We start from the raw sequence: 25,723 nt of genomic DNA on the forward strand, positions 1-25,723 counted from the left end.
GTAATACATTAAGGAATATCAACATGATTAAAGGTTTAGCAATTACTCCTCCAATACTCGGACGGATCAGTATCGGTCGGATGATCGAGAAGAATGGCAAACGCCTACCGGAAAAGGATGACCAGTTCACCATTACTTCCCAGATTCAAAGCAAAGAAGGCTGGGTTAAACATCCACTGGATGATCAGCTGCGAGCGAATGCTCCGAATCAAAAGCTACGTTCAATCCCTGTCAGAATGATCTTTAATGATCCTGATTTAAACCTGCGTGCAGAATACAGCCTGTTTGACCGACAGACTGGAAGACCTGTCTGTGTCGGTAATGGAGAAACCTGCCAACGTTTAACCAATCAAGGCGTGGAGCAACTTCCCTGTCCATCCCCTGATTTATGTCCATTGGCTCAAGGAGGGAACTGCAAGCCCTACGGGCGTTTGCATGTGAACTTAGATGAATCGGATGAGTTTGGCACCTTCATCTTTAGAACTACAGGCTTTAATAGTATTCGGACTTTGGCTGCACGGCTGAGCTATTACCATGCAGCTTCAAATGGTTTGCTGTCATGTTTGCCATTGCAACTGACATTACGAGGTAAAAGCACAACGCAGAGTTATCGTCAGCCTGTGTATTACGTGGATCTGACTTTAAGGGAGGGAGTAGATTTACAGTCCGCACTTCAGACTGCAAGGGATATAGACCAACAGAGTAAACAAGCCGGGTTTAATCAAGAGGCTTTAGATCAAACGGCAAGGCAGGGATTTGCGAATGGTTTGTTTGAAATGGATATTGAGGAGGGGCTAGATGTGGTGGACGAGTTTTATCAGGAAGAAGGTCTGCACCAGCCTGTGGTAGAACAGAATGCGTTCGATATCCAGCAGGGATTGAAAGGATCTGTGACAGCTTTGAACTGAGTTAAATAAGAGGAAACTTTTTACTGATATCAATGAATTAAGGGAGCATTAGCTCCCTTTTTTACATAGAACAAGAATGTTTTAAGCTGTGTATCTGATATTTATGCATCTTTCAATTTCTGAAGATACTGTTCATCCAATATCCGCTGTTTTCGATTGAGAACAGCATTCAAAATCACAGCACAAAAAGCCGTTAGCAAAATTGGGCTGTTTAACAGAGGTGAAAGATAAGATGGTAGTTGTGAGAAAATAGTAGGTGAGAATACAGGCAACATACCTATGCCGGCACTGACTGCAATGATGTAGAGATTATTCACATTTTGAAAGTCGACACGCTGCAGTACTTTGATACCATTAGATGTCACCATCCCAAACATAAACAATGCGGCTCCACCTAGAACACATGAGGGTATAGACGCAACAAAGTAAGCTATTTTAGGAAATAGACCTAAAAGGATTAAAAACACACCAGCTAAAGCACATACACTGCGATTCTTAACACCTGTGATCGCTAGCAAACCGATGTTCTGAGCATAGGATGTATACGGGAAGATATTAAAAATCCCACCAATCATTGTGCCAAGGCTGTCAGCTCTAAAACCGCGAGTCAATTTTTCCTGATCCACTTCTTCTTCAACAATTTCACCTACAGCCATGAACATCCCAGCTGTTTCAATGAAAATAACCAGCATGACTACGCACATAGTCAAGACAGCCCAAAAGTTAAACTCTGGAATACCGAAGTGAAATGGCATCACCCAACCTAACCATGGGCTTTCATCTATCTTGTCTAAAGAGATGAGGCCAGAAAATGCAGCGATGATATAACCAATTCCCATCCCGATTAGAACTGAAATGTTGCCCAAAAAGCCTTTAACATAACGGCTGATGATAATAATGCTTAATAGAACACAGGCAGCGATAGATAAGTACAATGGATTTCCAAAGTCTTTTACCCCATATCCGCCAGCGGACCATGTGCCTGCAATACCAATGAGAGATAGACCAATCACAAGAATTTGAGTTCCTGTCACCACAGGAGGGAAGAATCGTATTAACTTTCCAATAAATGGTGAAATCAGGAAGCCAAAGATCCCTGCGATAATGATTGCCCCAAATACACTTAGTAGTCCCATATCTGGATTAGTCCCAATTGCAATCATTGGGCCTACTGCAGTAAAGGTAACTCCCATCATAATGGGAAAGCGAATACCTACATTTTTAAAACCAATAGTTTGAATGAGGGTGGCAATGCCACAAACAAATAGATCTGCAGTAATTAAGAAAGCAATTTCTGCAGTGCTTAACCCTAAAGCTCCTCCAACAATTAGGGGAATTGAAACAGCACCTGCATACATTACCAAGACGTGCTGGATACTGAGAAAAATCATGGAGCTTGGTTTTAAGTTATTGGCTGTGATTGTGTTAGTCATATATGTTTTTCTCCTTCAGCCTAAAAGGTATATTTGACGATGAAACTAGTAGCATTTTGATTAGTTTTAAAATATGGAGTGTCTTCGATTAAGAATTTGTTTTTCCAATAGTCGTATTCAATACCTGCTGCTAATTTTTTTGGGCTTAAGCCTAGATGAGGGCTAAGGTCATATTTGATTTGTGGGTTAAAGTGAAAGTCGGAAGAGTTATTACCTTTGGAATTGACTACCCAATCAATGTATCCATCAAAAATGATTGATGATTTAAGAAATGGGACGGTATATGACCAGCAAGGAGTGATTTGCCATTGTCCACTTGGGGTGTTTCCATCGTCTGGAATGCGATAGTAAAAATTAAGGGTGAAATAATCAAAGCCTTTGATATCAAGGTCAAAACCTGGACCAACTAAATAAGTCCACATATCGTCATAACCAGGCTGATCTTGGATGCTTAAGTCAAAGCTTGTAGCTATTAGGACATCTTTCACTGGCCCAAAGCTCAAATTCGTATTGGTTAGTTTTCCTATTGAAAAGCGGGGAGCAATTTCTGTATAGACCGCATTATGACCTTGGGAAGCAGTCTTTTCACCGTCAAACCAATAAGTGTCGACAAATAGATAGAGATCCCCCCATTTCCAACTGCTCGCATGTTCAAAAGTAATCGTTTCATGTGTATCAGGCTCTACTTCAAAACCTTTACCGTAAAGTGCAGAAATACTATTGGATTGCCAATTTAACCATGATTCCTCAGCAAAAGAATAAGTGCTTATTAAACATGTGCTTAAAAATAGATAGGGCGCATTTTTTTTCATATAATTGTTTCCGATATTCAAACTTCAGCACGATGTTTGTAGGTTGCACTAAAACGTGATTGCAAATATTCCATACTAGTAATTGGTAAGTACTTAGGAGGATTTGATTCGTTATAACAGTTAGGTAGGCAGCGAATTATCGTTTTTGGACTAGGTTGTATGAAAAATGGAAATGAGAATCTTTGTTTTCCTTTAGGACTCGAAACGCGATGAGGTGTCGATTTATAGAGATCATTTGACCATCGTGCCATCATATCTCCGATATTGATTACATAGGTGTTAGGTATAGGAGGAGCATCGATCCAATTACCATTTACATCCTGAACTTGTAATCCACCTACTTCATCCTGAGCCAAAATAGTTACACACCCATAATCAGTATGTGTTCCCGCATTAAAACCTTGAGAGTCTGTATTGTCTAAGGTAGGCGGATAATGAATTAACCGGAGAAAACATAGGCTGTCTTGCAGACAATGATCAAAATAATTTTGCGGAAGACCAATGGCATGAGACATGGCATTAAGCAATATTTTTGCTAAATCCACCATTTCATCAAAATACTCTTCTGTAGCTACTTTCCACCCTTCAATATTTGGATAAACATTTGGTCCCCTTAGAGGTTCTTGATTAATGACTTCGGGATGATTAGCTTCTAAATGGACACCCATGTCATATATTTCTTTAAAGTCTTCAGGTAAGTCAGGGTTCAGTTGTTCTACTCCTAATGCACCATATCCTCTATGTGCAATTTTATTCTTTTGAATATCTATTTCTAATTTCTCTTGTAGAGGCTTACTAAAAAACTCTTTAGCTAAACTTTGAACTTCTGCAAGGTGATTCGGTTTATAACCACTGATATAGAAGAACCCCCATTCACGACATGCTTGGTCAATTTGGTTGCATATATCTGCATAATCAGGATGGTTAACGTCATAAAGAGGTGCAATGTCGATAACTGGTAATTTTTTCATGGGAAACTCCTTATTATTAGATATATGTTTTTTTGAACATGTTACGATAATGCTGTTCAACACTGATTGGTGGATATAGCGGTTCTGAGTTTTCCTCCAAACACTCTCGAATGCATTCAATCTGATACTGGTGATTACCGCTGTAGAAGAATGGAACAGAATATCGTTCCCCACCTGAGATGTTGATGACGCGATGGAGGGTGGATCTATATGTATTGTTCGTCCACATAGAGATTAGGTCACCTAGGTTAACGACATAACTATCTTCAATAGGCTCTGCCCAAATCCATTGGTTTGTTGACTGATCCCATACTTGTAAACCACGATTATGGTCTTGAAGTAATAGAGTAAGCCCGCCGAAATCAGTATGTGCCCCGCAACCTTTTTCATTTGGTTGAGCATTAGCTGGTTGAGGGGGATAGTGTAATAAGCGTAAAGTGACTAAATCTGCATTCTTACAAAACTCTGTGAAATAGTCAGCTTCCAAGTTTAGAGATAATGCAATAGCACGCATGAGTCGTTCAGAGACTTTAATCAATTCAACTTGATATTCCTCCATTACCTCTTTAAATCCATCAATATCTGGCCATTGGTTTGGGCCTTGGTTAAAAGCTTTATGGATGACAAAAGGATCTGAAGGTGAGCGTTCCTTCCCGATATAAAAGCCTTCCTTTATATCAGGCGGAGAATTAGGTTCAAGTGTTTGTGCTCTTAATGGTTCATAGCCTCTATTTGCTTCAGAAAGCTCTATGGACCAATGCTTTTTCTGTTCTGGGGGAAGACTAAAAAATAATTTGGAATATTCAAAAACCTTATCTTGTAATGCTTTAGAAACTCCATGTCCCATAATGTAAAAAAAACCTTTATCTAAGCATGCTTTCCGAATATGTGAGGCAATGTTTTGGTGCGTTTGTATGTCATTATCCAAAAGTCCAGAAATATCGATGATGGGTATAGAGGTAATGTTTTGATTGTTTTCCAGCGCAGTCATGTAGCAATCTCTCAAAAATAATGTTTTCTTTTTTTATAAAATAATCATGAGACCGCATAGCAATGAATATCGAGCAAGCTGATGCCAAAAAGAGAGCTATTCTTAATTAATTAAATAAAAACAATTGCTTAAACTTTTTAAAATGAGTGATGATGCCGAAAAAGCAACGGGATGCACTGAAAATAATGCTTTAGGTCCAAAAAATGGCTGCTACTTAATGGCAAGTTTTTTGCTTCTATTTCAATAGCTCATTCAAATTTATAAATGGATTGGGGCTTTAAAATTGGAATAGGATGTGATGTTAAAATGAGTACACGTGGTCTTCGCTTTCACTCAGCAGCAATTCATTATTTTGATGCTGTACGCCGGTGCGGTTCAATCAGGGAAGCAGCCAGACAATTAAATGTCGTATCTTCCGCTGTAAATAGGCAAATTTTAAAACTCGAAGATGAAATTGGAGCACCATTATTCAATCGGGTGCCTTCGGGTATGGTGCTTACTCATGCAGGTGAGTTGTTTTCAAGACATATTAGTTTAGTACTGAGAGATACTAAGCGATTGCAGAATGAATTGGATGCACTGAAAGGGCTTTATAAAGGTCATGTTGAAATTGCGAGTGTTGAAACACTAGCGATTAATTTACTGCCAGAGATTATTGAAAAATTCCAGGTCAAATATCCTAATGTAACTGTAGGGGTTACAATTTTAGGCTCAAAAGATATCCCTAATGAAATCATTGAAAATCGGGTGGATCTAGGCTTGGCTTTTGCCTTGCCAAAGCATAATGATTTGCATCAAATAGCAATATCCCATTTTAAATTAGGTGCAATTGTATCGACTGACCATCCGCTGGCTTCTCAAAAGACGGTGTCATTCCATCAATGCCTCGACTATGACGTGATCATGCCAAAACCTAATTTGTCTATTTATCAACAGTTAGCGCCATTATTTTCGGGTGCACAACATGCTATTCCAAATTTTAAAATGCAAACGAGTTCTTTGGAATTAATGAAACAGTTAATACTCAGGAATAAGGGAATTGGTTTTCAGACATTCTTTGGGTTGGAAAATGAAATAATCAATAATCGCCTTCGTTATATCCCACTGAATGATAACAATGGTATTTACTGTGATTTAGGTCTCTATGCACGTAAAGGTCATTATCTTTCTACAGCGACAGATGCTCTCTCTAGGCTCATTGCAGACGAAATATTGCAGAGAGGCGAAGCAGGGTCCTAAGCTTAATCTGAAAGGTATAAACATCAAAAAAGCTAAGCCCTTATTGAAATTCTTCAATAAGGGCTTATTCATGTTTATTTAGGATAAGCAGCATCCACGCCTTTAACGAAGTAATTCATACTCATCAATTGCGTATTTGAGAGATGTTTGCCTTTTTCTAAAAGTAATGTTCCATCTTGTTTGTGAAGAGGTCCACTAAACACAACATATTGACCATTACGAATTTTATCTCGCACTGCCAAAACGTTCATTTTTTCATTGTTAGTGACCATTGGGCCAAAACCAGTTATATCGATGGCACCTTCCTTGACACCATACCATGTAGATCCAGGCTTCCATGTTTTGTTATGCACTTGTTGCAAAACAGGGGTATAGATTTTTTCCCAATATAACACTGATGCAGCTAGGTGACCTTTAGGAGCAAACTTACCCATATCTGAGTTCCAGCCAAAGGCAAATTTTCCTTTTTCCTGAGCAGCTTGAACTACAGCGGGGGAGTTGGTGACTTGTGATAATACATCAGCATTTTGTGAGATCAATGCAAATGCAGCCTCACGCTCTTTTCCTGGATCGAACCAAGTGTTAATCCAGACCACCTTGGTCTTAATTTTTGGATTTACAGATTGAGCCCCAAGTGTATAAGCATTAATGTCTCTAATGACTTCAGGAATTGGGAACGGTGCTACAACACCCAGAATATTACTTTTAGTCTTATAGCCTGCTAATACCCCTTGCAAGTAAGAGCCCTCATAGGTTCGGATATCATAGACACCTACATTTTTTGCAGTTTTAAATCCGTTAGCATGCATAAAAATGGTGTTCGGGAACTGTTTAGCTACCTTTTCAATAGTATTCATATACCCAAACGTGGTGGCAAATTATTCCCTTGTTGTGCGAGTCTTCGGAATGTACGTTCAGAATCAGCATTATCTAGAATATTTTCGATATAAGAGGTCTTAAATTTACCCTGTAAGGCTTTTTCTGTTTTCATGCGTCCTATATCGTGCGAATAAGACCAACCATATTCATTTTTATGCGCGACATAGACAAAAGCTGCTTGATCAGCGGCCAATGCTGGATTGGCCCCACTGATAAGTAAAAAACCTAAAAGGCTGGTATTGGCCAAAATATATTTTAGATTCAGGAGTTTTTTCATGCAGAAGCCCTTTGAAGAGTATCAACTGCATTTTGTTTTGCCATAAATATTGCCAGTCGCTCCTCATAAATCTCACGAATATAACGGGCAACACTGCAACTATCGGCAAACATGTTGTATTTCCAATTTAAGCCATAAGACTCTAAATTGATGTTATCTACTGTCATGAGCTGTACTTTAGAATTTGGATTGTTCAAGTAACTATCAATGATTTTACGGATGACCTCTTTGGTTGGTGCAAGCTTATATGCATGCCAGAAGTCTGTATGCCATTCGCCTTCCATAGGTTGATTAAATGGATACTGAATTCCTCGACCTGGACGATTCGTTCCTAAGCCATTATATGGTCCTGTTTCAAATGCCAACCAGTTAACTGGATTATTAGGGACTGCAGGACGGATCTGCCCCCATGTAACTAAATTTCGATTCAGCCAATCATCTGCAAAACTATCATTATTAAAAGGATCTAACTTTCTGATAGCTTTAGGATCATCACGCATTTGTGATACAGCAAGCTCAATTTCATTTTCAATTTTAAAAATACAATGGCTGTAATCCATTGCAAACTCAAACGGCACACCTTCTTTTTCTATAAGATCTGCCACCGGAATTACTCGACGATAATCTTCAGACCAGTTATCAACGTGGCACTCTAAGGTAACCGTTATTCCTTTACTTTGAGCGTAGGTGTAGAAATCGATATAAGTTTTAGCAACTTCTTCGTTCGTTACATAATGACCATCTGCATGTTTTGCCCAAATCATCATGTTGTGGAATTTGGCCCCTACAGCGGCACTACGATTAATATCCTGTTTGAATGCTTCCTCATCCTTGCCAATGACATATAAGCCACAACCAGAATAAATAGGGATATTTGTTTTCTGACTTGCCTTGATGTAAGCATCTATTTGACTATCTTCAAGAGGGATACGATCCAAAAAATCAAAGACCTCCGCAGCTTTTAGCATTTCGAACTGTTCGAGAATAGTAGGCTCATTCAGGCTTACTGGTCGTTCTTTTGATGAGTTTTGAATGCCTAAACCAGCACAACCTAGAGGAAACATTTTTTTCATAATTTTGATACCAACTGTTGAATAAATTAAACGGCTTCTTTTTTCGATGCGTAAGTTTTTTGATACATATAGGCTAGGTATTCACCTACAGTCATTTCTTTAGGTTCAGCCTTAAATTGATCACCTAAATTTTGCAGCGTTTTGATTTTGTATTCGTAATCCAAGTCAAAGAAGGTTGGAACCGAATAACGTGAGACACCTGCTTTACTATTGAAAACACGGTGCATATTTGAGAGGTAGAGTCCATTAGTCATGAATTGGACTAAATCACCGAGGTTTACGATAAAAGTATCTGGTATGTGAGGTGCACGTATCCATTCACCCTCACTATTGCGTACTTCTAGTCCACCTACTTCATCTTGCAATAAGAGCGTCAGTAACCCCCAATCAGTGTGCGCACCGCACCCTAGCTGATTGTTTACAATTTTTTCAGATTGAGGAGGATAGTGAAGCATACGGGTAATAATGACAGTTTCATCATAGCCTGCCTCGAAGTAGTTTTCTTCAAGCCCAAGAGAAAGTGCCAATAGGCCAGCTAGATGCTTACCCAGTTTTAAAGTCTGTTGAATATAGGTTTCGGTCTGGGTCTTCATTTCAGGAAGATCTTCAGGCCACTGATTCTGCCCATGTTGTGGATAGCCTTTTTGGACATATGGGTGACTTGAATCTAGATTTTTCCCTGACATGAACCCTTCTTTTAAGTCAGGAGGAGAGCCTTCATCAAGTGTTTGAGCTGCCATTGGTTCATAACCACGAAGGCATTTGGAGTTTTTGAAATCAACTTCTAGTTTCTTTTCAATCGGAAGGTCAAAAAACTGTTTTGCAATGTCTAATTGTTTTTGGAGAACTTCAGAAGCGATACCATGATTTTTAATATAGAAGAAACCTGTTGTTCTGCATGCTTTATGGATTTCCCACGCAACAGATTTCCGGTTTTCCAGGTTATCGGAAAAACTGTCGCTTAAGTCGATTACTGGAATACTTTTAGCCGTAGAAGGTGGTATGTATATCAACATTTTTGTGGCTCTTTGAACTTTGTTGTTATCAACTTAATGACAATTTAATTCCGTGCATAGCAGAGAATCTCGCTCAACTCGTTGCCAAAAAGGCAACACTAAATAAAGTCAGAGTAGTAATAGGAGTCCAAGTAATTCAGCATCAATTAAGAATTGTGATGAGTTATAAAATGCTAGTTATTCGTTAAGTTTAGATAAGAAGAACAATAATAAGAAAAGTGTTCTAAAAATTAGAAATACCATTCCTAAAGTCTTTAATAGACAGATAGAAAAGAAAAAGTCATGATGCAGCAATGCTAAGAAGTTTGAATTAATCAATAACTTATAAGAGGGGCAGCGCTAAAATGAATGCAATACCAGTTCTCAATTTATTCACTCAGCCACAATGTAGTCAATTTGACCCAAATGACTGGAATATTCTAGCGCAGCATTGGTATCCGGTAGTTCAAATCCAGGATGTAACGACTCAACCGCAGCAAGTTCAGCTTCTTGATGTCAAAATGGCTATTTATAAAACTGAAAGTGGAGAAATTCATCTGGTAAGAGATATCTGTCCACATCGAGGAGTGCCATTAAGTAAAGGATGGGTAGAAGGTGAAAATATTGTTTGTCCCTATCATGGGCTCAACTATAACGCACAAGGTAAGTGCGTAAAAATCCCTGCTCAACCAGAACTTACCCAAATTTCAGATCGGTTCACCTTAACTAAATTCCCTGTAGTTGAGAAATATGGACTAGTTTGGACCAGCTTATTTAGCCGTGATGAAAGTGAAGCTAATTTTCCAGTTCTTGAAACTTGGGATTCAGATGAACATCAATCAATACTCCCACCATTTGTTGATATAGCAGGTTCTAGTGGTCGTCAGCTCGAAGGCTTTATCGATGTGGCACATTTTGCCTGGGTACATAACAAGGCATTCGCTGATCGTGATAATCCAGTAGTGCCCAAATATGAAACTGAAAGAACGGATTATGGACTTAAAACGATTTATATCTCTACAGTAAGTAACTTTCCTCGTAGTTTGAGACATTTAGAGCCAGAGAATTTCTTATGGAAACGAGAATTTGATGTATATCCTCCATTCTCGGCAACACTTACTGTCTATTTTCCTAACAATGGGATTTTAAAAATTTTGAATGCTTGTTGTCCTGTTTCACATAATCAAACCAGGCTATTTGTTCCGTTGACACGTAATTTTGATACGACGGGTGACCTACAGGCTGTATATGACTTCAATGCACAAATTTTTGCAGAGGATCAGGATATTGTTGAGAATCAAAAACCGGAAGAACTTCCATTAGATGTTTCAATGGAGGCGCACTTTGCAGCAGACAAATCTTCAACGACATATAGACGGATATTGGCAGAATGGGGATTAAGTAAAAGATATGTGGTCTAGAGATATAAGATAACCTGATTATCTCGATTGGTTGAAATATAAGGGAGGTAGTCTCCCTTATATGTTTAGAGATTGATTTCGCAGAAATACTAATATAAAAGTGACTCACCATTTATCGTAATTTCATTGTCTTAGCTTCTTCTAATTAATAAACTTGATTTTGTTACAATATCAAGTTTGTACAGGGGGAGACACAGATGGTAAACCAATATGGTGGAAGTAGAGAAGGTGCAGGACGCAAAGCTCTCTATGATGAGCCTACAAAAGTTATTCGTATTCCTGAATCTCGTATAGTTGAAATTAAGAACTATCTCGCGAACTCAAAGAAAGCCAAGTTCAATGATGTAGCATCTATCACCTTGGTCAATCCAAGTGCCGTTATGCATATTCCCTTAGCCTCTGAAAAAGTTGCAGCTGGATTTCCATCTCCTGCCCAAGATTATGTAGAGAAAACTCTAGATATGAATGAACACCTCATTAAGAATGAGGCTGCGACATTTATCGTAAAAGTTGCCTCACTTTCTATGCGTGATGCGGGTATCGATATTGATGATGAACTTGTTGTAGACCGAAGTCTTGAAGCCAAACATGAAGATATCGTTATTGCACTGATCGATAATGAGTTTACTGTTAAGCGCCTGATGATTGAGGATGACAACAATCGTTGGCTTAAGGCAGAGAACCCGGACTATTCAGACATTCATCTTCAAGATGGGCAGGAAATGGTGATTTGGGGTGTCGTTACTTATGTCATCAAGCCATTTAAAAAGCGTAAGTAAAACAATAATTATCCCTCTTGGCTTCTTACATGACATATAAAAATAAAATCTATGCTTTGGTGGACATCAACAACTGCTATGTCAGTTGTGAAAGAGTCTTTAACCCAAGCCTAAACAATAAGCCTGTTGTTGTCCTTTCTAATAATGACGGCTGTGTTGTGGCACGCTCTCAAGAAGCCAAAGACTTAGGCATCAAGATGGCTGTGCCTCTCTTTCAGATCAAAGACATTGTAGAACGGCATCAGGTACAGGTCCTTTCCAGTAACTATGCTTTGTATGCTGAGATGTCCCGCAGATTCATGAAAGTTCTTGCGGATTTCGTATCTCCTAAAGAACAGGAGATATACTCCATTGATGAATGCTTTCTTGATCTGACTGCTCATGCCGAGCATTATGACCTGACTGAATACACTCAGCAGATCCGTCAGCGTATTTTATCTTGGTTGGGATTACCCGTTTGCATCGGTATAGGCCGGACTAAGACCGAAGCAAAACTTGCCAACCATATTGCCAAGCAGAATGCCTATTTAAATGGTGTATGCAATCTGATTTCCATGGACCCATGCTCAATTGAAACCTTGTACCAGTCCATTGAGGTCAGTGAGATTTGGGGAGTAGGGCGGAAGCATTCTAGAAAACTCAATGGTATAGGTATTAATACAGTTCTGGATTTTATCCAGGCTCATCCATTGATGATCAGAGATCAGTTCTCAATCGTGATGCATCGGACATTGCTGGAACTAAATGGTGTTGCATGCATTGAACTTGAACATACGCCACCTGCCAAAAAGCAGATCATTTCTAGCAGGTCATTTGGACAACGTATCTATCATATTGATGACCTAAAAGAAGCGATGGGCCTCTATGTAATGGATGCAGTGAATAGACTGAGAGAAGGTCAACTGTTGTGTGGTTGTCTAATTGGATTTGTTCAATCTAATCCATTTGATAGTTCCAAACCTTTTTACAACAAGTCATTGTCCCTGGCTCTACCCGAACCCACTGACAATCTACTCGTTCTTTCAAAGATAGCTACTGCCATGATTGATGGCCTATATTCAAAGGATATAGCTTTCAAGAAGTGTGGTGTAATTCTGACTTGTCTAGAACCTAAGGCAAGTCATGTCTACGACATGTTTACAGATAAGAAGCATATCGAGATTAACGATACTTTGATGGATTCACTTGAAAAAATTCATAGTAAATACGATAAGAATAAACTCGCTTTAGGAGCGAGCATGTTGCCGAACCGCAGATGGAGTATGTCTCGGGATCGGCTGACACAAAATTATTTTAAGTGGGATCAATTGCTTATAGTGAAGTAATTGGAAAGGGCTTTGTTGCATAAATATGTAAGCATCTGATTTAAATAAATTTAATTTTGGATCAAAAAATAATCAAAACTTTTAAAATCATATAGTTATGAAATATTTGTGCAACAAAGCCTCCGGCATGTAAGAAGGAAGGGGAAAAGTATGAATCTCTAGAACCTAAATATGCAGTTTTGAGTCCTAACTTGCCTAATTCAGAAACGATTTTCTGTTTCGTATGTAATGATACTCATATTGTAAGCAGAGAAGACTGCCCGCAACCAACATGTCCTGGGAATGTTTTAAGTGAGGAATATTGTATTTGTTGTACTTGTGGTGAAGATTGCTTTTAAAAATTTATAAATTTTTTATTCGAGTTAGTAATATTAAAAATTAAATGTAGTAATTAATCTACAGTAAGACAATAAAATTAAATCTGCTACAATTGCGCCAATTTTAAGTTATCACTTCACTAGTTTGATACACATTGATAAGTGTGTACAAAACTGTGTACATATTGAAGATTTCCCTTATGTTTAAAGAGCAATTAGCTAAAGAAGTAGCTACTCGCAGGACTTTTGCGATTATTTCCCACCCCGATGCCGGTAAAACCACCATGACAGAAAAACTGCTGTTATGGGGTCAGGCCATTCAGGTTGCAGGTATGGTGAAAAGCCGTAAATCGGATCGTGCAGCCACTTCTGACTGGATGGAAATGGAAAAAGAGCGTGGGATTTCGATCACCACGTCCGTCATGCAGTTCCCGTTCAAGGACAAGATGATTAACCTGCTCGATACCCCGGGACATGAAGATTTCTCGGAAGATACTTACCGTACCCTCACTGCGGTAGACTCAGCGCTGATGGTGATTGACGGTGCAAAAGGTGTCGAGGAACGTACCATTAAATTGATGGAAGTGTGTCGTATGCGTGACACCCCCATCATTTCTTTCGTCAACAAAATGGACCGTGAAATCCGTGAGCCTTTAGAGCTGCTGGATGAAATTGAAAATGTCCTGAAAATTAAATGTGTGCCGATTACCTGGCCACTCGGTACAGGACGTGACTTTGCAGGTGTCTATAACCTGCTCGAAGAAAAGTTCTATGTCTATAAAGCCGGTTTTGGTTCAGTAATTACTGACATCGAAGTCCGTGATGGCTATGACCATGCAGACTTACGTGAAAAAGTCGGTGAGCTGGCTTGGGCGGCATTTGAAGAATCGTTGGAACTGGTACAAATGGCCAATGAGCCATTAGATCGTGAAGAATTCCTGGCAGGCCGTCAAACTCCAGTTCTGTTCGGTACTGCTTTGGGTAACTTCGGTGTCGACCATGTTCTGGATACATTCAGCGAATATGCACCACCTCCAAAAGCGCATCCAACTCAAGACCGTAAAGTAGAGGCAGATGAAGAAGGTTTTACAGGTTTTATTTTCAAGATTCAGGCCAATATGGATCCGAAACACCGTGACCGTATCGCTTTCATGCGAATCTGTTCAGGTAAGTATGAAAAAGGCATGAAAATGAAGCATGTGCGTATCGATAAAGAGATCCGTATTAGCGATGCCTTGACCTTCCTGGCCGGTGACCGTCAGCATCTGGAAGAAGCATGGCCGGGTGATATTATCGGTCTGCATAACCACGGTACCATCCAGATTGGTGATACCTTCACTTCCGGTGAAAAACTGCAATTTACCGGTATTCCGCACTTTGCACCGGAAATGTTCCGCCGTGTCCGTCTGAAAGATCCGTTGAAGTCAAAACAGCTACAAAAAGGTCTGAAAGAGCTTTCTGAAGAAGGTGCAACTCAGGTCTTCATGCCACAAAACAGTAATGACCTGATTGTCGGTGCTGTGGGTGTGTTGCAGTTCGAGGTGGTAGCGTATCGTCTGAAAGAAGAGTACAAGGTGGACTGTATTTATGAGCCAGTGAGCATCAATACAGTACGTTGGGTATCTTGTGAAGATGAGAAAAAATTTAACGAATTCAAGAAAAAAGCCCATGACCAATTATCTGTTGATGGTGGTGGTCACTTGACTTATCTTGCACCAAGCCGGGTGAACTTACAGCTGATGCAAGAACGTTATCCGGATATCGTATTCCGTAATACACGCGAACACTAAGCCTTCAGGCTTGGAAAATGTTAAACAGCTTCTCCGGAAGCTGTTTTATTTTGTGCTACATTTAGACGACTTATTACTTATATCTCTAAAAAATCATGAAGTTTAGTAAGGAAATCCTGCTCGGCTCAGTCATTGGCTGTAGTTTGTTACTTGGAGCATGTGATAAAAATGAAAAAGAACAGCCAGCGACGGAACAGAAAAAATCTGTAGCAGTCACCCCTGAAGAAAAAGCCAAAGTTTTGCCTTATCTGAATATTCAGGAGAAATCGGCCGATATTGCCTTGCCATTTTGTGAAACTAAAAACTGTATTAATCTGGATATTCAGACCTTAAAGACAGCCGATGCCTGGCTAAACCAGTCTATTGAAAAGCAGCAGGCGAAAGTGATTCAGGATCAAATTGGCCTAAAGCAGGATATGAGCCTGCAGCAGGCGGTTAATGCCTATGTAAAAAAATCCGATGCCTGGCAAGCCCAGCTCAAGCTGAATAAGGCCTACGAATTATCTCTTTATACCCGTATTCCTTATCAGCGCAATCAATTTGTGTTAATGCAAATTGGGGTAGACAGCACTCAGGAAAATATCCGTGTCAATGAACGCTATTATTTCTTTGTGGCTGATCGTGTGCAGCAAAAAATACTCAGTCCGCTGGATATTATCAATCCTGAACAGCAGTTGCAGATGGACCAGATTGTGCAACAGGCTTATCAAAAGTGGCTAAAAGACAATAATGCGGAAGTCCAGCAGAAAGCTCCAAAAAAACTGTATTGGGGGCAGGCGGACTGGTTCTTTGATCAGGAAGGAATTGGTCTACATTATCGGAGTCAGGAAATTAGCAAAGATGCCAAACAACTGGACATCTATTTAACCAAAGAACAAACACAACAAGTCTTGAAAGTGGATATTTATCAGAATATGTTCTAACAGGTAGGTCCTGCAAGGATAAATGATGATGTTGTTGAACAAAGGTTAATGCATGTCAAATTATAAGAATGTTTTATGTCTGTCAGTATTGGCATCAGCAGTTTTGCTGAGTGCCTGCCAGCCTAAGGAAAGAGAGCCGAAAGAGCCTGCTGTGCCTGAAGTGGTACAGGCTCAGCCTGAAGTGCTGAAGCTGAGCGGTGATACTGAGAAGCTGAAACTGGCCTTGCCTGAATGTGAAGGAAAAAACTGTCCTGAGATTTCTATTGAGCGATTGAAAAGCAATCAGTCATTTATTGATGAATGGATAGATCAGCAGATTCTGCAGCAGCTACAGGGTATTTTGTCTATTGATGCGATCGAACCGGCGAAAGCATCGGCTGCCAGTGAAGCTGAAGCCGCTGCTTCCGAACCGCAAACCGCATTAGCCAATGTTAAAACTCCAAAACAGCAGCTTGAACAGCAGATTCAGCCGCATATGCAGACTTTCCTGAATCTGGATAAGGAACTGAAAGCACTCAGTGCCAGCCATAGTATCAGCCTGATGATCAAACCGAGAATTCTACAGTCTGGTGATCCACTCGCGACTGTGGTCTTAAACAGTACTCATTATCTCGGTGGTGCGCATGGCGCTTCTGCTCAAACCTACTACAATTTTGATCTTGAGCAGAAAAAGCTGATTAAGCTGGACGATATCATTCTGCCTAAACAAAAGGCTCAGCTCGAAGCCAAAGCTTATGAGGCTTTTAAAACCTGGGTGATGGAATCTAAACTGGCCAATGATGTAGCCGAATATGAACAGGCCTGGAAATTCAAACTGACGGATAATTTCTATCTGTCTAAACAGGGACTGGCGCTGCAATATGCTGAATATGAGATTGGTCCTTATGTGGTCGGTTTGCCACGTCTGGTCATTCCTTATGAACAGCTGAATGGCATTCTGAAACCTGAATATCTGCCTCAAACAGAGAACGCTGCTTCAGAAGCCCAGCCTGCAACTTCTGCCAAAGCACCCTGATGGTTTCGTTATTTGATACTCATACCCATTTTGATGTTCCCGATTTTGATCATGATCGGGAACAGCTGGCTTATGCATCCAAAGCAGCAGGGGTGGAGCATCTGGTCTTAATTGGCTTCTTACAGAACCGGTTTAAGGATTTATTGCAGACGCATCATTTTATTAATCAGTTAGACAATGCACCACAAAGCCATCTGGCACCCGGCCTGCATCCATTCTATATTGAGCAGCATCAACTAGAGCATTTACAGGATCTGGAGCAGTTATTAAACACAGAGCCTTGCATAGCCATTGGTGAAATTGGTCTGGATACTTTTGATAAGCGGCATAAACAGCCGGAACTTTTTCAGAAACAGAAGGATTTTTTTGCTGCACAGCTGGAACTGGCGCAGCAGTTTGATAAACCTGTGTTACTGCATATCCGTAAATCTCATGCCGATGTTTTACAGATTCTAAAACAGCATCAGTTTAAGCAGGGCGGTATTGCCCATGCCTTTGGTGGCGGGATTGAAGAAGCCAAGGCCTTTATTAAACTGGGCTTTAAGCTTGGGATAACAGGACAAATTACCAATCCGAATGCCAAAAAACTGCATCAGGTCGTACAACAGGTAGGGCCGGAACATCTGGTGCTTGAAACCGATTGTCCGGACATGACGCCCTTATGTTGCCAGCATTCTACTGAGCAGCGAACTCGCAATACGCCTGCCAATCTGCCTTATGTCCTGCAAGGACTGGCCAAGAGTCTGCATATGGATCAGGATGAACTGGCACAGCAGCTCTGGAAAAATACCCATCAGGCTTTACATCTGACGATCTAAGATAAAACCCTACATCGGTCGGAAAGCGTATTTCAATGTATGATCCAGTGAAAAAAGGCGCATTATGCAATTTCTAAAATGCTTTAGACTTGGCATCATGCATATAAATTATTTTGAGTGAGATTCACATGGCACAAGGACTATTGGCGGGTAAGCGCTTCTTGATCGCAGGTATTGCAAGTAAATTATCAATTGCTTTTGGTATTGCTCAGGCATTACATCGTGAAGGTGCAGAACTCGCTTTTACCTATCCAAATGAAAAGCTGAAAAAACGTGTAGATGATTTTGCTGCACAATTCGGTTCGGAATTGGTTTTTCCTTGTGATGTGGCCGTAGATGCTGAAATTGACAATGCATTTGCAGAACTGGCAAAACACTGGGATGGTCTGGATGGCGTCGTACATTCAATCGGTTTCGCACCAGCACATACTTTAGATGGTGATTTCACTGACGTGACGGATCGCGAAGGCTTTAAGATTGCCCATGACATCAGTGCTTACAGCTTTATCGCGATGGCACGCGCTGCGAAGCCATTACTGGCTGCACGTCAAGGCTGCCTGTTAACGCTGACTTATCAAGGTTCTGAGCGTGTGATGCCAAACTACAATGTGATGGGTCTGGCGAAAGCTTCTTTAGAGGCAGGTGTACGTTACCTGGCATCTAGCTTGGGCGCAGAAGGTATTCGTGTCAATGCGATCTCAGCCGGTCCAATCCGTACATTAGCAGCGTCTGGTATTAAATCGTTCCGTAAAATGCTGGACCTAAATGAAAAAGTGGCTCCACTAAAACGCAATGTGACCATTGAAGATGTCGGTAATGCAGCATTGTTCCTGTGCTCACCATGGGCGAATGGGATTACTGGTGAAATCATGTATGTCGATGCGGGTTATAACACAGTAGGTATGAGTGCTGAACTGATGCTGGATGCAGAATAAGTCGCTTTAAAAGATTAATTCTCAGCAGAGAAAAACCCTCAAGTTTTTGAGGGTTTTTTATTTTTAACTCTAATTGTTAATGATGTAAGTCTGATGACAAGGGATACAAGAATTTGGATCAAAATAATTTATCTTTCAGGACTTTTCCACTAAGATGCTTAATATAAAAACAATACAGGACAATTAAGGATGTTTAAAAATTTTTTAATCAGCATGATTTTTGTGATGGGAACTGTGGGGATCACCACGTCGGGCATGGCAGCAGACAATCACTATCATGACAATATGCATGAACTTGACCATCATTTAAAAAATTTCAAATCTGCCAAGGATAGCAAAGAGGCGCGGGCAGCATTGCAAGGCATGCAAAAATCTGTGGAAGTCTGCCAGAAAAATTTACCATCAGGTCTACAAAAGCTAAAATCCAAAGATGCAAAAATTACGGCTTATCAGGGATTGTTAACTGACTTATTGAAAGAGATTAAACAAGCTGAGCAACTTGTTGCAGCCAATCAGCTAGCCAAAGCACAAACATTGACAGAGAAAATGGATCAGATTAAAAAGCAGGGGCATCAAGCCTTTAAATAAGCCATAAAAAAGACCGCAATTACGGTCTTTTTTAACTTCAAGATCAAGTGATTAAGCTTGACCTTCAACAGCAGCAGCTTGCGCACGTTGCATGTTCGCTTCGAATTCAGCATCGAAGTTGATTGGTGTAAGCAGCAATTGCGGGAAGCTACCTTTAGTGACCATATCATTCACCGCTTCACGAAGGAACGGGAACAGGATGTTCGGGCAGTAAGCACCAAGAATGTATGGCAGACGCTCTTCTTCAACGCCATCAATCAGGAAGATCCCCGCTTGAGTCACGTCAACGATAAACGCTGTATCACCTTCATTGGTTGCTTGAACCACAACTTTTAAAGCCACTTCAAAATGAGTCGGATCAATTTTTTCTGCAGAAGAAGAAAGGTTGATGTTTAACTCAGGTTGCCATTGCTTGGTAAAAACTTGTGCCCCAGGAACTTCAAAAGAAATATCTTTAGTGTAAATACGCTCTAATGCCAATTGTGGTTGAGCTTGTTGTTCTTCACTCATTCTTTAATCCTTGATATGAGGTAGGTTTTAGTAAATTAAGCCAATAATTCGTCTAGTTTGCCTTCACGCTCTAGGGCATAAAGTTGATCAAAACCGCCGATAAATTGTTCATTAATAAAAATCTGTGGCACGGTACGATGATTGGTGCGTTGCATCAATTCAAGACGCACTTCAGGGGCTTCATTCGATAAATTAATTTCTTTGAATGCAACACCTTTGCGCTCAAGGAGCTGTTTTGCACGGATACAATACGGACATACTGTCGTCGAATAGATAGTAACTTCAGCCATGATCAATCTCCTGTTCGCAGATTATTTGCTTTTCACCAAAGGTAAACCTTGAGCTTTCCAGTTTGTAATGCCGCCATCCAGACGGTAGGCATCTGCATGACCTACCTGTTGAAGCGCAGAACCTGCAACTTGCCCAAGATTACAAATGAACACCAACGGGCGATCAGATGCTTTTAACTCATCAACGTGTTTTGTAATTTGGCTATATGGAATATTACGGCTACCACTGATGTGACCTTCACGGAAGTCTTTAGCATCACGTAAATCAATCAGCATGGCATTTTTTGCTTTAACTAAAATTCCCAGCGATTGCGGAGAGATTTTGCGACCATTACGTTGACCTTCGATAATGAAGAAGACAACCACGAGTACCGCGAGTGTTCCAAACAAGAAGGGGTGATTCCCCATAAACTCGAACCAACGTTCCACAATTCACCTAATTACAATTTTAAAATTGCCAAGAGTATAGCTCATAAATATGGTGATCAAAATCACCGCTTCAAGGGCTAAGCCTTAAGAAAATTAATTTTTTTGCTGCGCTTCGTTAATTTCGTCAATTAAACGTAAATAGCTGTCTAGTCGGCGCGGCAAAATTTCCCCTGTTGAGGCTGCCTGACGTAAGGCACACTGTTTTTCATGTTTATGTGTGCAGTTACGGAACTGACAGTGACCGAGCAGATTTTCAATTTCCGGAAAACCACTTTGAACTTTGTCCAAGGTCAGATGCCAGAGACCAAATTCACGGATTCCCGGTGAGTCGATGAGAGCAGCGCCATCGCCAAAGGAAATCAGACGTGTGGAAGTTGTTGTATGCTGACCCAGTGCCGAGTTTTCAGAAATGACATTGGTTTTCTGTGCAGCATCCGGGACGATCGCATTAATCAGCGTGCTTTTACCTACACCAGACTGACCGACAAATGCTACAGTTTCCTCATTCAGACGAGCGGACAGTTCTGTCAGATCACCATCAGACTGGGTTTGCATGACTTCATAACCCAAATCTTTATATTCTTTAAGCAGATCCAGAATCGGATCATTTTCCTTGAGCAAATCGGATTTATTCAGGACTAAAAGTGCTGGAATCTCTGCATCTGCACACGCCACCAGATAACGGTCAATCAAACCCGGGGCTGGCTCAGGCAATGGTGCAAACACAATCACAATCAGGGAAATATTGGCGGCAACCGGTTTAACCTTGTGATAACGGTCAGGACGGGTCAGCAAAGACGTGCGCGGATGAATCGCCGTAATAATGCCGAGTCCAGTATTGGGATCAGCCTGCCATTTGACCCGGTCGCCTGTTACCAGCAATTCCAGGTTAGTTCGGGTATGGCAGCGCCAGACACTCCCTAGTTCAATCGGCTTCCAGAATGGCTCAGGTTCACCTTCAGCCACGACCGGTTTTTCAGGATGCTGTTCAGGTACGGACAAGGCCTGGACTTCAAGCTGGCGGCCATAATGCTGTACGACCAGCCCTTCCAGGTCTTGAGAGGTATCGATCTCTTCCTGACGCGTTTTGTGCTGTTTTTGAATACGACGTTGTTGTTGTTCGGTTAAACGACGTTTACGTATTAAAGCCATTCAAATCCTAAAAAACCATGGGAGCGAGATGGCAAAAATAGCATGAAGCGGGGTGTCAGTTACAGCATCGACGTAATAAATTTGCTACTATAAATGTTTTATAGCCTAATAAGATTGCACATTTATGAGCAGCACCCCGGATAGCCGCCTGATTTGGATTGACCTGGAAATGACAGGTCTGGATACAGACAATGACCAGATTATTGAAGTTGCCACGATTGTAACGGACGATAACCTGAATATTCTTGCCGAAGGGCCCGTGCTAGCTGTGCATCAATCTGACCGTATCCTGAATGCGATGGACGAGTGGAATACTCGCCAGCATGGTCAGTCTGGCCTGATTGAGCGTGTGCGCCGCAGTAAATTGACTGCTCAGGATGCAGAACGTGAAACCATTGAATTCCTGAAAAAATGGGTCAATCCAAAAGTATCGCCGATGTGTGGTAACTCGATCTGTCAGGACCGTCGTTTTCTGCATCGTTTAATGCCTGAACTGGAACAGTATTTCCATTACCGTAATCTGGACGTATCTTCAGTGAAAGAGCTGGCAAAACGCTGGCGCCCTGAAATCATGAGTGGTCTGAAGAAAAATGCTTCGCATCTAGCCATGGATGATATCCGTGATTCAATTGCTGAACTGAAATATTATCGTGAATATTTCTTCATTATGAATAAATAATCCGAACAGTGAAAAAGAGGCGAAAGCCTCTTTTTTATTTGCTTGCAGAAAGTTTCTTGCGATAAAAGTTTTCACTACTCTCAAACAGTACCCAGGTCAGAAGCACTAGAGCAAGATGGGTCTGGGTTTCATATTGATCCAGGATAATCAAAGCAAATAATCCCAAAGTCAGGATACGGATCATGATACTGAGATAATAATTTTTCTGCTTCTTAAAGATTAAGACGTAAAGATAGACCAGGAACAGCAAAACCACCAGGGCAAAAAGGGCGTTAAATAGCATGCTGATCTGGCTCCCTTTAAGGTAATCCTAATTGAAATATTGTGAAGTTTGTGCTGGTTGTAATTTGATCGATTTTACGTGTATTAGCGATGGCACAAGAAAGCTTTTTTGACTGATTTTGTATCTGGATTTTAGTGGCAGTAAAGTGCCCATGATTTTGCTAAAATGCTCTGGTGTTTTTCTTGCTATTGATGACCTATGACTGATCTGCTTCAAGATGATGAGTATGACCGCCGTTTTGCGGGTGTAGCCAAAATTTATGGTGACGATAGCTTTCATCATTATGAAAACAGTCATGTGATGGTGATCGGAATTGGCGGTGTTGGTTCATGGGCAGTCGAAGCATTGGCACGTACCGGGATTGGTGAGCTCACACTGGTCGATATGGATGTGGTCGCAGCATCGAATATTAACCGTCAGTTACCAGCTATGACGGCGACGCTAGGATGTGAAAAAATCGAAATCATGGCAGAACGCTGCCGTTCGATTAATCCCCGAATCAAAATCAATCTGATTGACGATTATCTGACGCCAGAAAATGTGAAAGAAATTCTGTCAGGAAATCCTGACATCATTCTGGACTGTATCGATGACGTCAAAGCAAAGTTTGCCCTGATGTTGCATTGCCGTTTTAACAAGATTCCATTGATTGTATCCGGTGGAGCAGGCGGTAAACTGGATCCTTTAAAAATCCGGGTAGCCGATTTATCCAGAACCGAACAGGATCCAATGCTGGCAAAATTACGTGCGCAATTACGTGCTAAAGGCATCTGTAAAAAGCCAAAAGAAAAATTTGGGATCACTTGCGTCTACTCTATCGATAACCCATTCTCGAGTGCAGATGTTTGTGCAAGCGCAGGCTTACGCTGTGGTGGTTATGGTTCTGCAGTGGTAGTGACCTCTAGCTTCGCTATGGTTGCGGTATCGGAAGTATTGAAAAAGCTTAATAGCAAAAGACTGAAAGCCTGATTGAGTCAACAAAAAAAGCACACAATCTGTGCTTTTTTTTATGCTAAGTTTAAAATGAATTTTTAAACATATAACAAAAACAATCTTTTAGTTTTGGAGCAGCTATGTGGTTTTTGCTAGTGCTGGTTTTGGGGATTGGGGCTTTAGCAATCTGGATGTGGAAACGTCCTGATCCGGTGAAACGTGATCAGGCCAAAGCTGTGCATCATGATCTATGGATTGAGCAGATTGATGCTCAATTGAAATATGCAACCCGTCTAAGTACGGATCCGCATCATCCGGATTATGAACGTGCCTATCAAATTTATCAGGGGCTAGCCCAACAGCAGGAATTGCCACAGGCTTATGTGGGCATGGCCCTAATGCACTTAAACGGACAGGGCCGTGAGCAGAGCACGGAAAAAGCGATTAGCTTTCTTGAAAAAGCTTATAGTTTAGGTGGTGAGGATGCAGCCTATCATTTAGGCCAGATCTATGATGGTCATCAATACCAATTAAATGATCCTGAAAAAGCCTTGTACTGGTATCGGCATGCGGTCGCGCGCGGTCATCTGGATGCGCAGTATCGCATCACTGAGCTGGCTGAATCTGATCATGACACTGTAGAACAGCAACGTCTGCAACTGTTAAATCAAAATGCCGAGCAGGGGCATGCCAATTCACAGTATCAGCTAGCCCAATATTATTTGGCGGATGGTGCAGCGCAAGATTTAAGTTTGGGTATCCATTATCTGTTTCTGGCAGCACAGCAGGATCACTTGGCGGCCAATCAGGATATTGCCGAAGCCTATGCAAATGGCAAAGTCTTGCCCAAAAATCAACAGCAGGCTTTGAGTTTCATTAAACGCTGTATTCATCTGGGTGATCAGAGTGGTTTATATGATTACTATGCTGGCGTGTTACTCGGCACTATTGATCCTGATCAACGCCAACGGGTGTTTCAGCATCTATTACAGCAGTCCAAAGAACATAAAGATGCACAGGCCAAAACCCTGATCGGTCTGGCTTATTTTCATGGCTGGTATGTACAAAAAAATGAAACCATGGCATTTCGCTACTGGTCTGAAGCAGCACAAACCCAGCATCCACAGGCCTTGAGTCTGATTGCCGCACTATATTTTGAATCCTATCTGGTCGCATATGAACCGGAGAAAGCATTTGAACTCTATCAACATGCCTTGCAAAGCGATCCTGATCATCGCTTCAGTCAGATGGGTCTGGCGCTCTGCTATTTAAACGGAGTGGGGGTAGCCAAGGATACGACTAAAGCTACCCAAATGATTCAAGCAATCGCACAGCAAGAGCAACTTGCAGCACAGTCTGAAGCTGATCTGATTTATATAGTGGGACGTTTTTATGGCTTGCCTGAATATCCGCTGCCGACCCGAGAAAAGGCAATTCAATATTTGAATCAGGCGGTGGCGAAAGGATCAAGTAAGGCTGCCTGGTATCTGTATCAAGCATATTCTGGTTTTTATCCAGTCTTTGAAGTGAATGAGGAACAGGCCAAACGTTATCTACATCAGGCAGCTCAATTGGGCGATGCACAAGCTCAGACAGAATTAGGCTTAATGTATTTAAAAGGCAAAAAGGTAGAGCAAGATACGGCTTTAGGACTAAAATATCTGGAACAGGCTTCGAGCCAGCATAATGGTCTCGCACTAAATGCTTTAGGTGAAGCTTTGGAACAAGGAATTGGTATTGAAGCCAATTTGGATCAGGCAATCCAGTGTTATTGTAAAGCGGCTGCGCAGGTGAATGCCGATGCTTATAGTCATCTGGGGCGCTTATATACCAAAGGCATTGGTGTAGAACGTGATATTGCAATTGCCCGTCAATGGCTGGAAAAAGGCAGTCTGTTAGGACATGAACCTTCTATTGAACAGCTCAACAATGTAAATGCTTATCTGCATATGTAAACT

Annotated in this window: 25 protein-coding genes and 1 pseudogene; 14 read left to right on the forward strand and 12 right to left on the reverse strand. The window is 41.1% G+C overall.

The window, feature by feature from the left end:
• The first annotated feature begins 23 nt into the window (after nucleotides 1–23).
• The gene (locus ACEWB7_RS02900; protein ID WP_411580413.1) at nucleotides 24–908 is read left to right on the forward strand and encodes a hydrolase or metal-binding protein; all 885 of its coding nucleotides are present in this window, start codon (nucleotides 24–26) and stop codon (nucleotides 906–908) included.
• A gap of 101 nt (nucleotides 909–1,009) precedes the next feature.
• Here ACEWB7_RS02900 and ACEWB7_RS02905 read toward each other — a convergent pair whose 3' ends face one another.
• The 4 genes from ACEWB7_RS02905 to ACEWB7_RS02920 are packed head-to-tail and all read right to left on the reverse strand — an operon-like array spanning nucleotide 1,010 to nucleotide 5,115.
• Nucleotides 1,010–2,341 (reverse strand): nucleobase:cation symporter-2 family protein, encoded by a 1,332-nt coding sequence (locus tag ACEWB7_RS02905; RefSeq protein WP_004839196.1) that lies wholly within the window; start codon nucleotides 2,339–2,341, stop codon nucleotides 1,010–1,012.
• Between the two features lie 20 nt (nucleotides 2,342–2,361).
• Nucleotides 2,362–3,153: an outer membrane protein OmpK gene (locus tag ACEWB7_RS02910; protein ID WP_000739035.1), complete on the reverse strand. Its 792-nt coding sequence runs from the start codon at nucleotides 3,151–3,153 to the stop codon at nucleotides 2,362–2,364.
• A gap of 17 nt (nucleotides 3,154–3,170) precedes the next feature.
• Nucleotides 3,171–4,124: an isopenicillin N synthase family dioxygenase gene (locus tag ACEWB7_RS02915; protein WP_000735994.1), complete on the reverse strand. Its 954-nt coding sequence runs from the start codon at nucleotides 4,122–4,124 to the stop codon at nucleotides 3,171–3,173.
• A gap of 16 nt (nucleotides 4,125–4,140) precedes the next feature.
• Entirely contained in the window at nucleotides 4,141–5,115 is a 975-nt protein-coding gene (locus ACEWB7_RS02920; RefSeq protein ID WP_411580414.1) for an isopenicillin N synthase family dioxygenase, read from the reverse strand.
• Nucleotides 5,116–5,421: 306 nt separating this feature from the next.
• Here ACEWB7_RS02920 and ACEWB7_RS02925 point away from each other — a divergent pair, with 306 nt between their 5' ends.
• The gene (locus ACEWB7_RS02925; protein WP_411580415.1) at nucleotides 5,422–6,354 is read left to right on the forward strand and encodes a LysR family transcriptional regulator; all 933 of its coding nucleotides are present in this window, start codon (nucleotides 5,422–5,424) and stop codon (nucleotides 6,352–6,354) included.
• 74 nt (nucleotides 6,355–6,428) lie between these two features.
• Here ACEWB7_RS02925 and ACEWB7_RS02930 read toward each other — a convergent pair.
• The 3 genes and pseudogenes from ACEWB7_RS02930 to ACEWB7_RS02940 all read right to left on the reverse strand — a co-directional run bounded on the left by ACEWB7_RS02930 (nucleotide 6,429) and on the right by ACEWB7_RS02940 (nucleotide 9,599).
• Nucleotides 6,429–7,510 (reverse strand): annotated as a pseudogene (locus ACEWB7_RS02930) (BMP family ABC transporter substrate-binding protein).
• Complete coding sequence (locus ACEWB7_RS02935; RefSeq protein ID WP_017385289.1) at nucleotides 7,507–8,583, reverse strand: hypothetical protein; 1,077 nt, start codon at nucleotides 8,581–8,583, stop codon at nucleotides 7,507–7,509. The pseudogene ACEWB7_RS02930 and the gene ACEWB7_RS02935 overlap by 4 nt, the downstream one beginning before the upstream one ends.
• A 26-nt stretch (nucleotides 8,584–8,609) precedes the next feature.
• Nucleotides 8,610–9,599, reverse strand: coding sequence for an isopenicillin N synthase family dioxygenase (locus tag ACEWB7_RS02940; protein WP_411580416.1), 990 nt, complete (start codon nucleotides 9,597–9,599; stop codon nucleotides 8,610–8,612).
• Between the two features lie 344 nt (nucleotides 9,600–9,943).
• Here ACEWB7_RS02940 and ACEWB7_RS02945 point away from each other — a divergent pair, with 344 nt between their 5' ends.
• The 9 genes from ACEWB7_RS02945 (at nucleotide 9,944) to ACEWB7_RS02985 (ending at nucleotide 19,489) form a co-directional block, all read left to right on the forward strand.
• Nucleotides 9,944–10,999 carry an aromatic ring-hydroxylating oxygenase subunit alpha gene (locus ACEWB7_RS02945; protein WP_174558542.1) on the forward strand — a complete coding sequence of 352 codons (1,056 nt, stop codon included), beginning with the start codon at nucleotides 9,944–9,946 and terminating at the stop codon, nucleotides 10,997–10,999.
• 197 nt (nucleotides 11,000–11,196) lie between these two features.
• Nucleotides 11,197–11,778: a LexA family protein gene (locus ACEWB7_RS02950; protein ID WP_411580417.1), complete on the forward strand. Its 582-nt coding sequence runs from the start codon at nucleotides 11,197–11,199 to the stop codon at nucleotides 11,776–11,778.
• 29 nt (nucleotides 11,779–11,807) lie between these two features.
• Entirely contained in the window at nucleotides 11,808–13,103 is a 1,296-nt protein-coding gene (locus ACEWB7_RS02955; protein ID WP_411580418.1) for a Y-family DNA polymerase, read from the forward strand.
• A 517-nt stretch (nucleotides 13,104–13,620) separates the two neighbouring features.
• Complete coding sequence (locus ACEWB7_RS02960; protein WP_312319444.1) at nucleotides 13,621–15,210, forward strand: peptide chain release factor 3; 1,590 nt, start codon at nucleotides 13,621–13,623, stop codon at nucleotides 15,208–15,210.
• Nucleotides 15,211–15,305: 95 nt separating this feature from the next.
• Complete coding sequence (locus tag ACEWB7_RS02965) at nucleotides 15,306–16,133, forward strand: hypothetical protein (RefSeq protein WP_312307421.1); 828 nt, start codon at nucleotides 15,306–15,308, stop codon at nucleotides 16,131–16,133.
• A gap of 52 nt (nucleotides 16,134–16,185) precedes the next feature.
• Nucleotides 16,186–17,148: an RsiV family protein gene (locus ACEWB7_RS02970; RefSeq protein ID WP_312307422.1), complete on the forward strand. Its 963-nt coding sequence runs from the start codon at nucleotides 16,186–16,188 to the stop codon at nucleotides 17,146–17,148.
• On the forward strand, nucleotides 17,145–17,966 hold the full coding sequence (locus tag ACEWB7_RS02975; protein WP_312307466.1) for a TatD family hydrolase: 822 nt from the start codon (nucleotides 17,145–17,147) through the stop codon (nucleotides 17,964–17,966). Before ACEWB7_RS02970 ends, ACEWB7_RS02975 begins: the two co-directional genes overlap by 4 nt.
• Before the next feature lie 128 nt (nucleotides 17,967–18,094).
• The gene (locus tag ACEWB7_RS02980) at nucleotides 18,095–18,901 is read left to right on the forward strand and encodes an enoyl-ACP reductase (protein ID WP_004782067.1); all 807 of its coding nucleotides are present in this window, start codon (nucleotides 18,095–18,097) and stop codon (nucleotides 18,899–18,901) included.
• A gap of 189 nt (nucleotides 18,902–19,090) precedes the next feature.
• Nucleotides 19,091–19,489 carry a cytochrome b562 gene (locus ACEWB7_RS02985; RefSeq protein ID WP_180012638.1) on the forward strand — a complete coding sequence of 133 codons (399 nt, stop codon included), beginning with the start codon at nucleotides 19,091–19,093 and terminating at the stop codon, nucleotides 19,487–19,489.
• 51 nt (nucleotides 19,490–19,540) lie between these two features.
• On the opposite strand, the gene secB is transcribed toward ACEWB7_RS02985, so the two are convergent.
• From secB to rsgA, 4 genes are all read right to left on the reverse strand, one after another.
• On the reverse strand, nucleotides 19,541–19,999 hold the full coding sequence (gene secB, locus ACEWB7_RS02990) for a protein-export chaperone SecB (RefSeq protein WP_004782070.1): 459 nt from the start codon (nucleotides 19,997–19,999) through the stop codon (nucleotides 19,541–19,543).
• A 35-nt stretch (nucleotides 20,000–20,034) separates the two neighbouring features.
• Entirely contained in the window at nucleotides 20,035–20,289 is a 255-nt protein-coding gene (grxC, locus tag ACEWB7_RS02995) for a glutaredoxin 3 (RefSeq protein WP_004782071.1), read from the reverse strand.
• A 21-nt stretch (nucleotides 20,290–20,310) separates the two neighbouring features.
• Nucleotides 20,311–20,718, reverse strand: coding sequence for a rhodanese-like domain-containing protein (locus tag ACEWB7_RS03000; RefSeq protein ID WP_005232169.1), 408 nt, complete (start codon nucleotides 20,716–20,718; stop codon nucleotides 20,311–20,313).
• A gap of 93 nt (nucleotides 20,719–20,811) precedes the next feature.
• The gene (gene rsgA / locus ACEWB7_RS03005) at nucleotides 20,812–21,870 is read right to left on the reverse strand and encodes a small ribosomal subunit biogenesis GTPase RsgA (protein ID WP_180057723.1); all 1,059 of its coding nucleotides are present in this window, start codon (nucleotides 21,868–21,870) and stop codon (nucleotides 20,812–20,814) included.
• Between the two features lie 124 nt (nucleotides 21,871–21,994).
• Between rsgA and orn the strand changes: the two genes are divergently transcribed.
• Nucleotides 21,995–22,549 (forward strand): oligoribonuclease, encoded by a 555-nt coding sequence (orn, locus tag ACEWB7_RS03010; protein WP_004782074.1) that lies wholly within the window; start codon nucleotides 21,995–21,997, stop codon nucleotides 22,547–22,549.
• A gap of 34 nt (nucleotides 22,550–22,583) precedes the next feature.
• Here the strand turns inward: orn and ACEWB7_RS03015 are convergent, their stop codons facing one another.
• Nucleotides 22,584–22,832 carry a hypothetical protein gene (locus tag ACEWB7_RS03015; protein ID WP_411580419.1) on the reverse strand — a complete coding sequence of 83 codons (249 nt, stop codon included), beginning with the start codon at nucleotides 22,830–22,832 and terminating at the stop codon, nucleotides 22,584–22,586.
• 198 nt (nucleotides 22,833–23,030) lie between these two features.
• Here ACEWB7_RS03015 and ACEWB7_RS03020 point away from each other — a divergent pair, with 198 nt between their 5' ends.
• Together ACEWB7_RS03020 and ACEWB7_RS03025 are read left to right on the forward strand one after the other, a co-directional pair.
• A complete protein-coding gene (locus tag ACEWB7_RS03020) occupies nucleotides 23,031–23,801 on the forward strand; it encodes a ThiF family adenylyltransferase (protein WP_411580420.1) in 771 nt (256 codons plus the stop codon).
• Nucleotides 23,802–23,905: 104 nt separating this feature from the next.
• Nucleotides 23,906–25,720, forward strand: a complete 1,815-nt coding sequence (locus ACEWB7_RS03025) for a tetratricopeptide repeat protein (protein ID WP_411580421.1) — start codon at nucleotides 23,906–23,908, stop codon at nucleotides 25,718–25,720.
• The last annotated feature ends 3 nt before the right edge of the window (nucleotides 25,721–25,723 follow it).

It is taken from the genome of Acinetobacter sp. NIOH-H-8 (genome assembly GCF_046635365.1).
Classification (GTDB): Bacteria; Pseudomonadota; Gammaproteobacteria; order Pseudomonadales; family Moraxellaceae; genus Acinetobacter.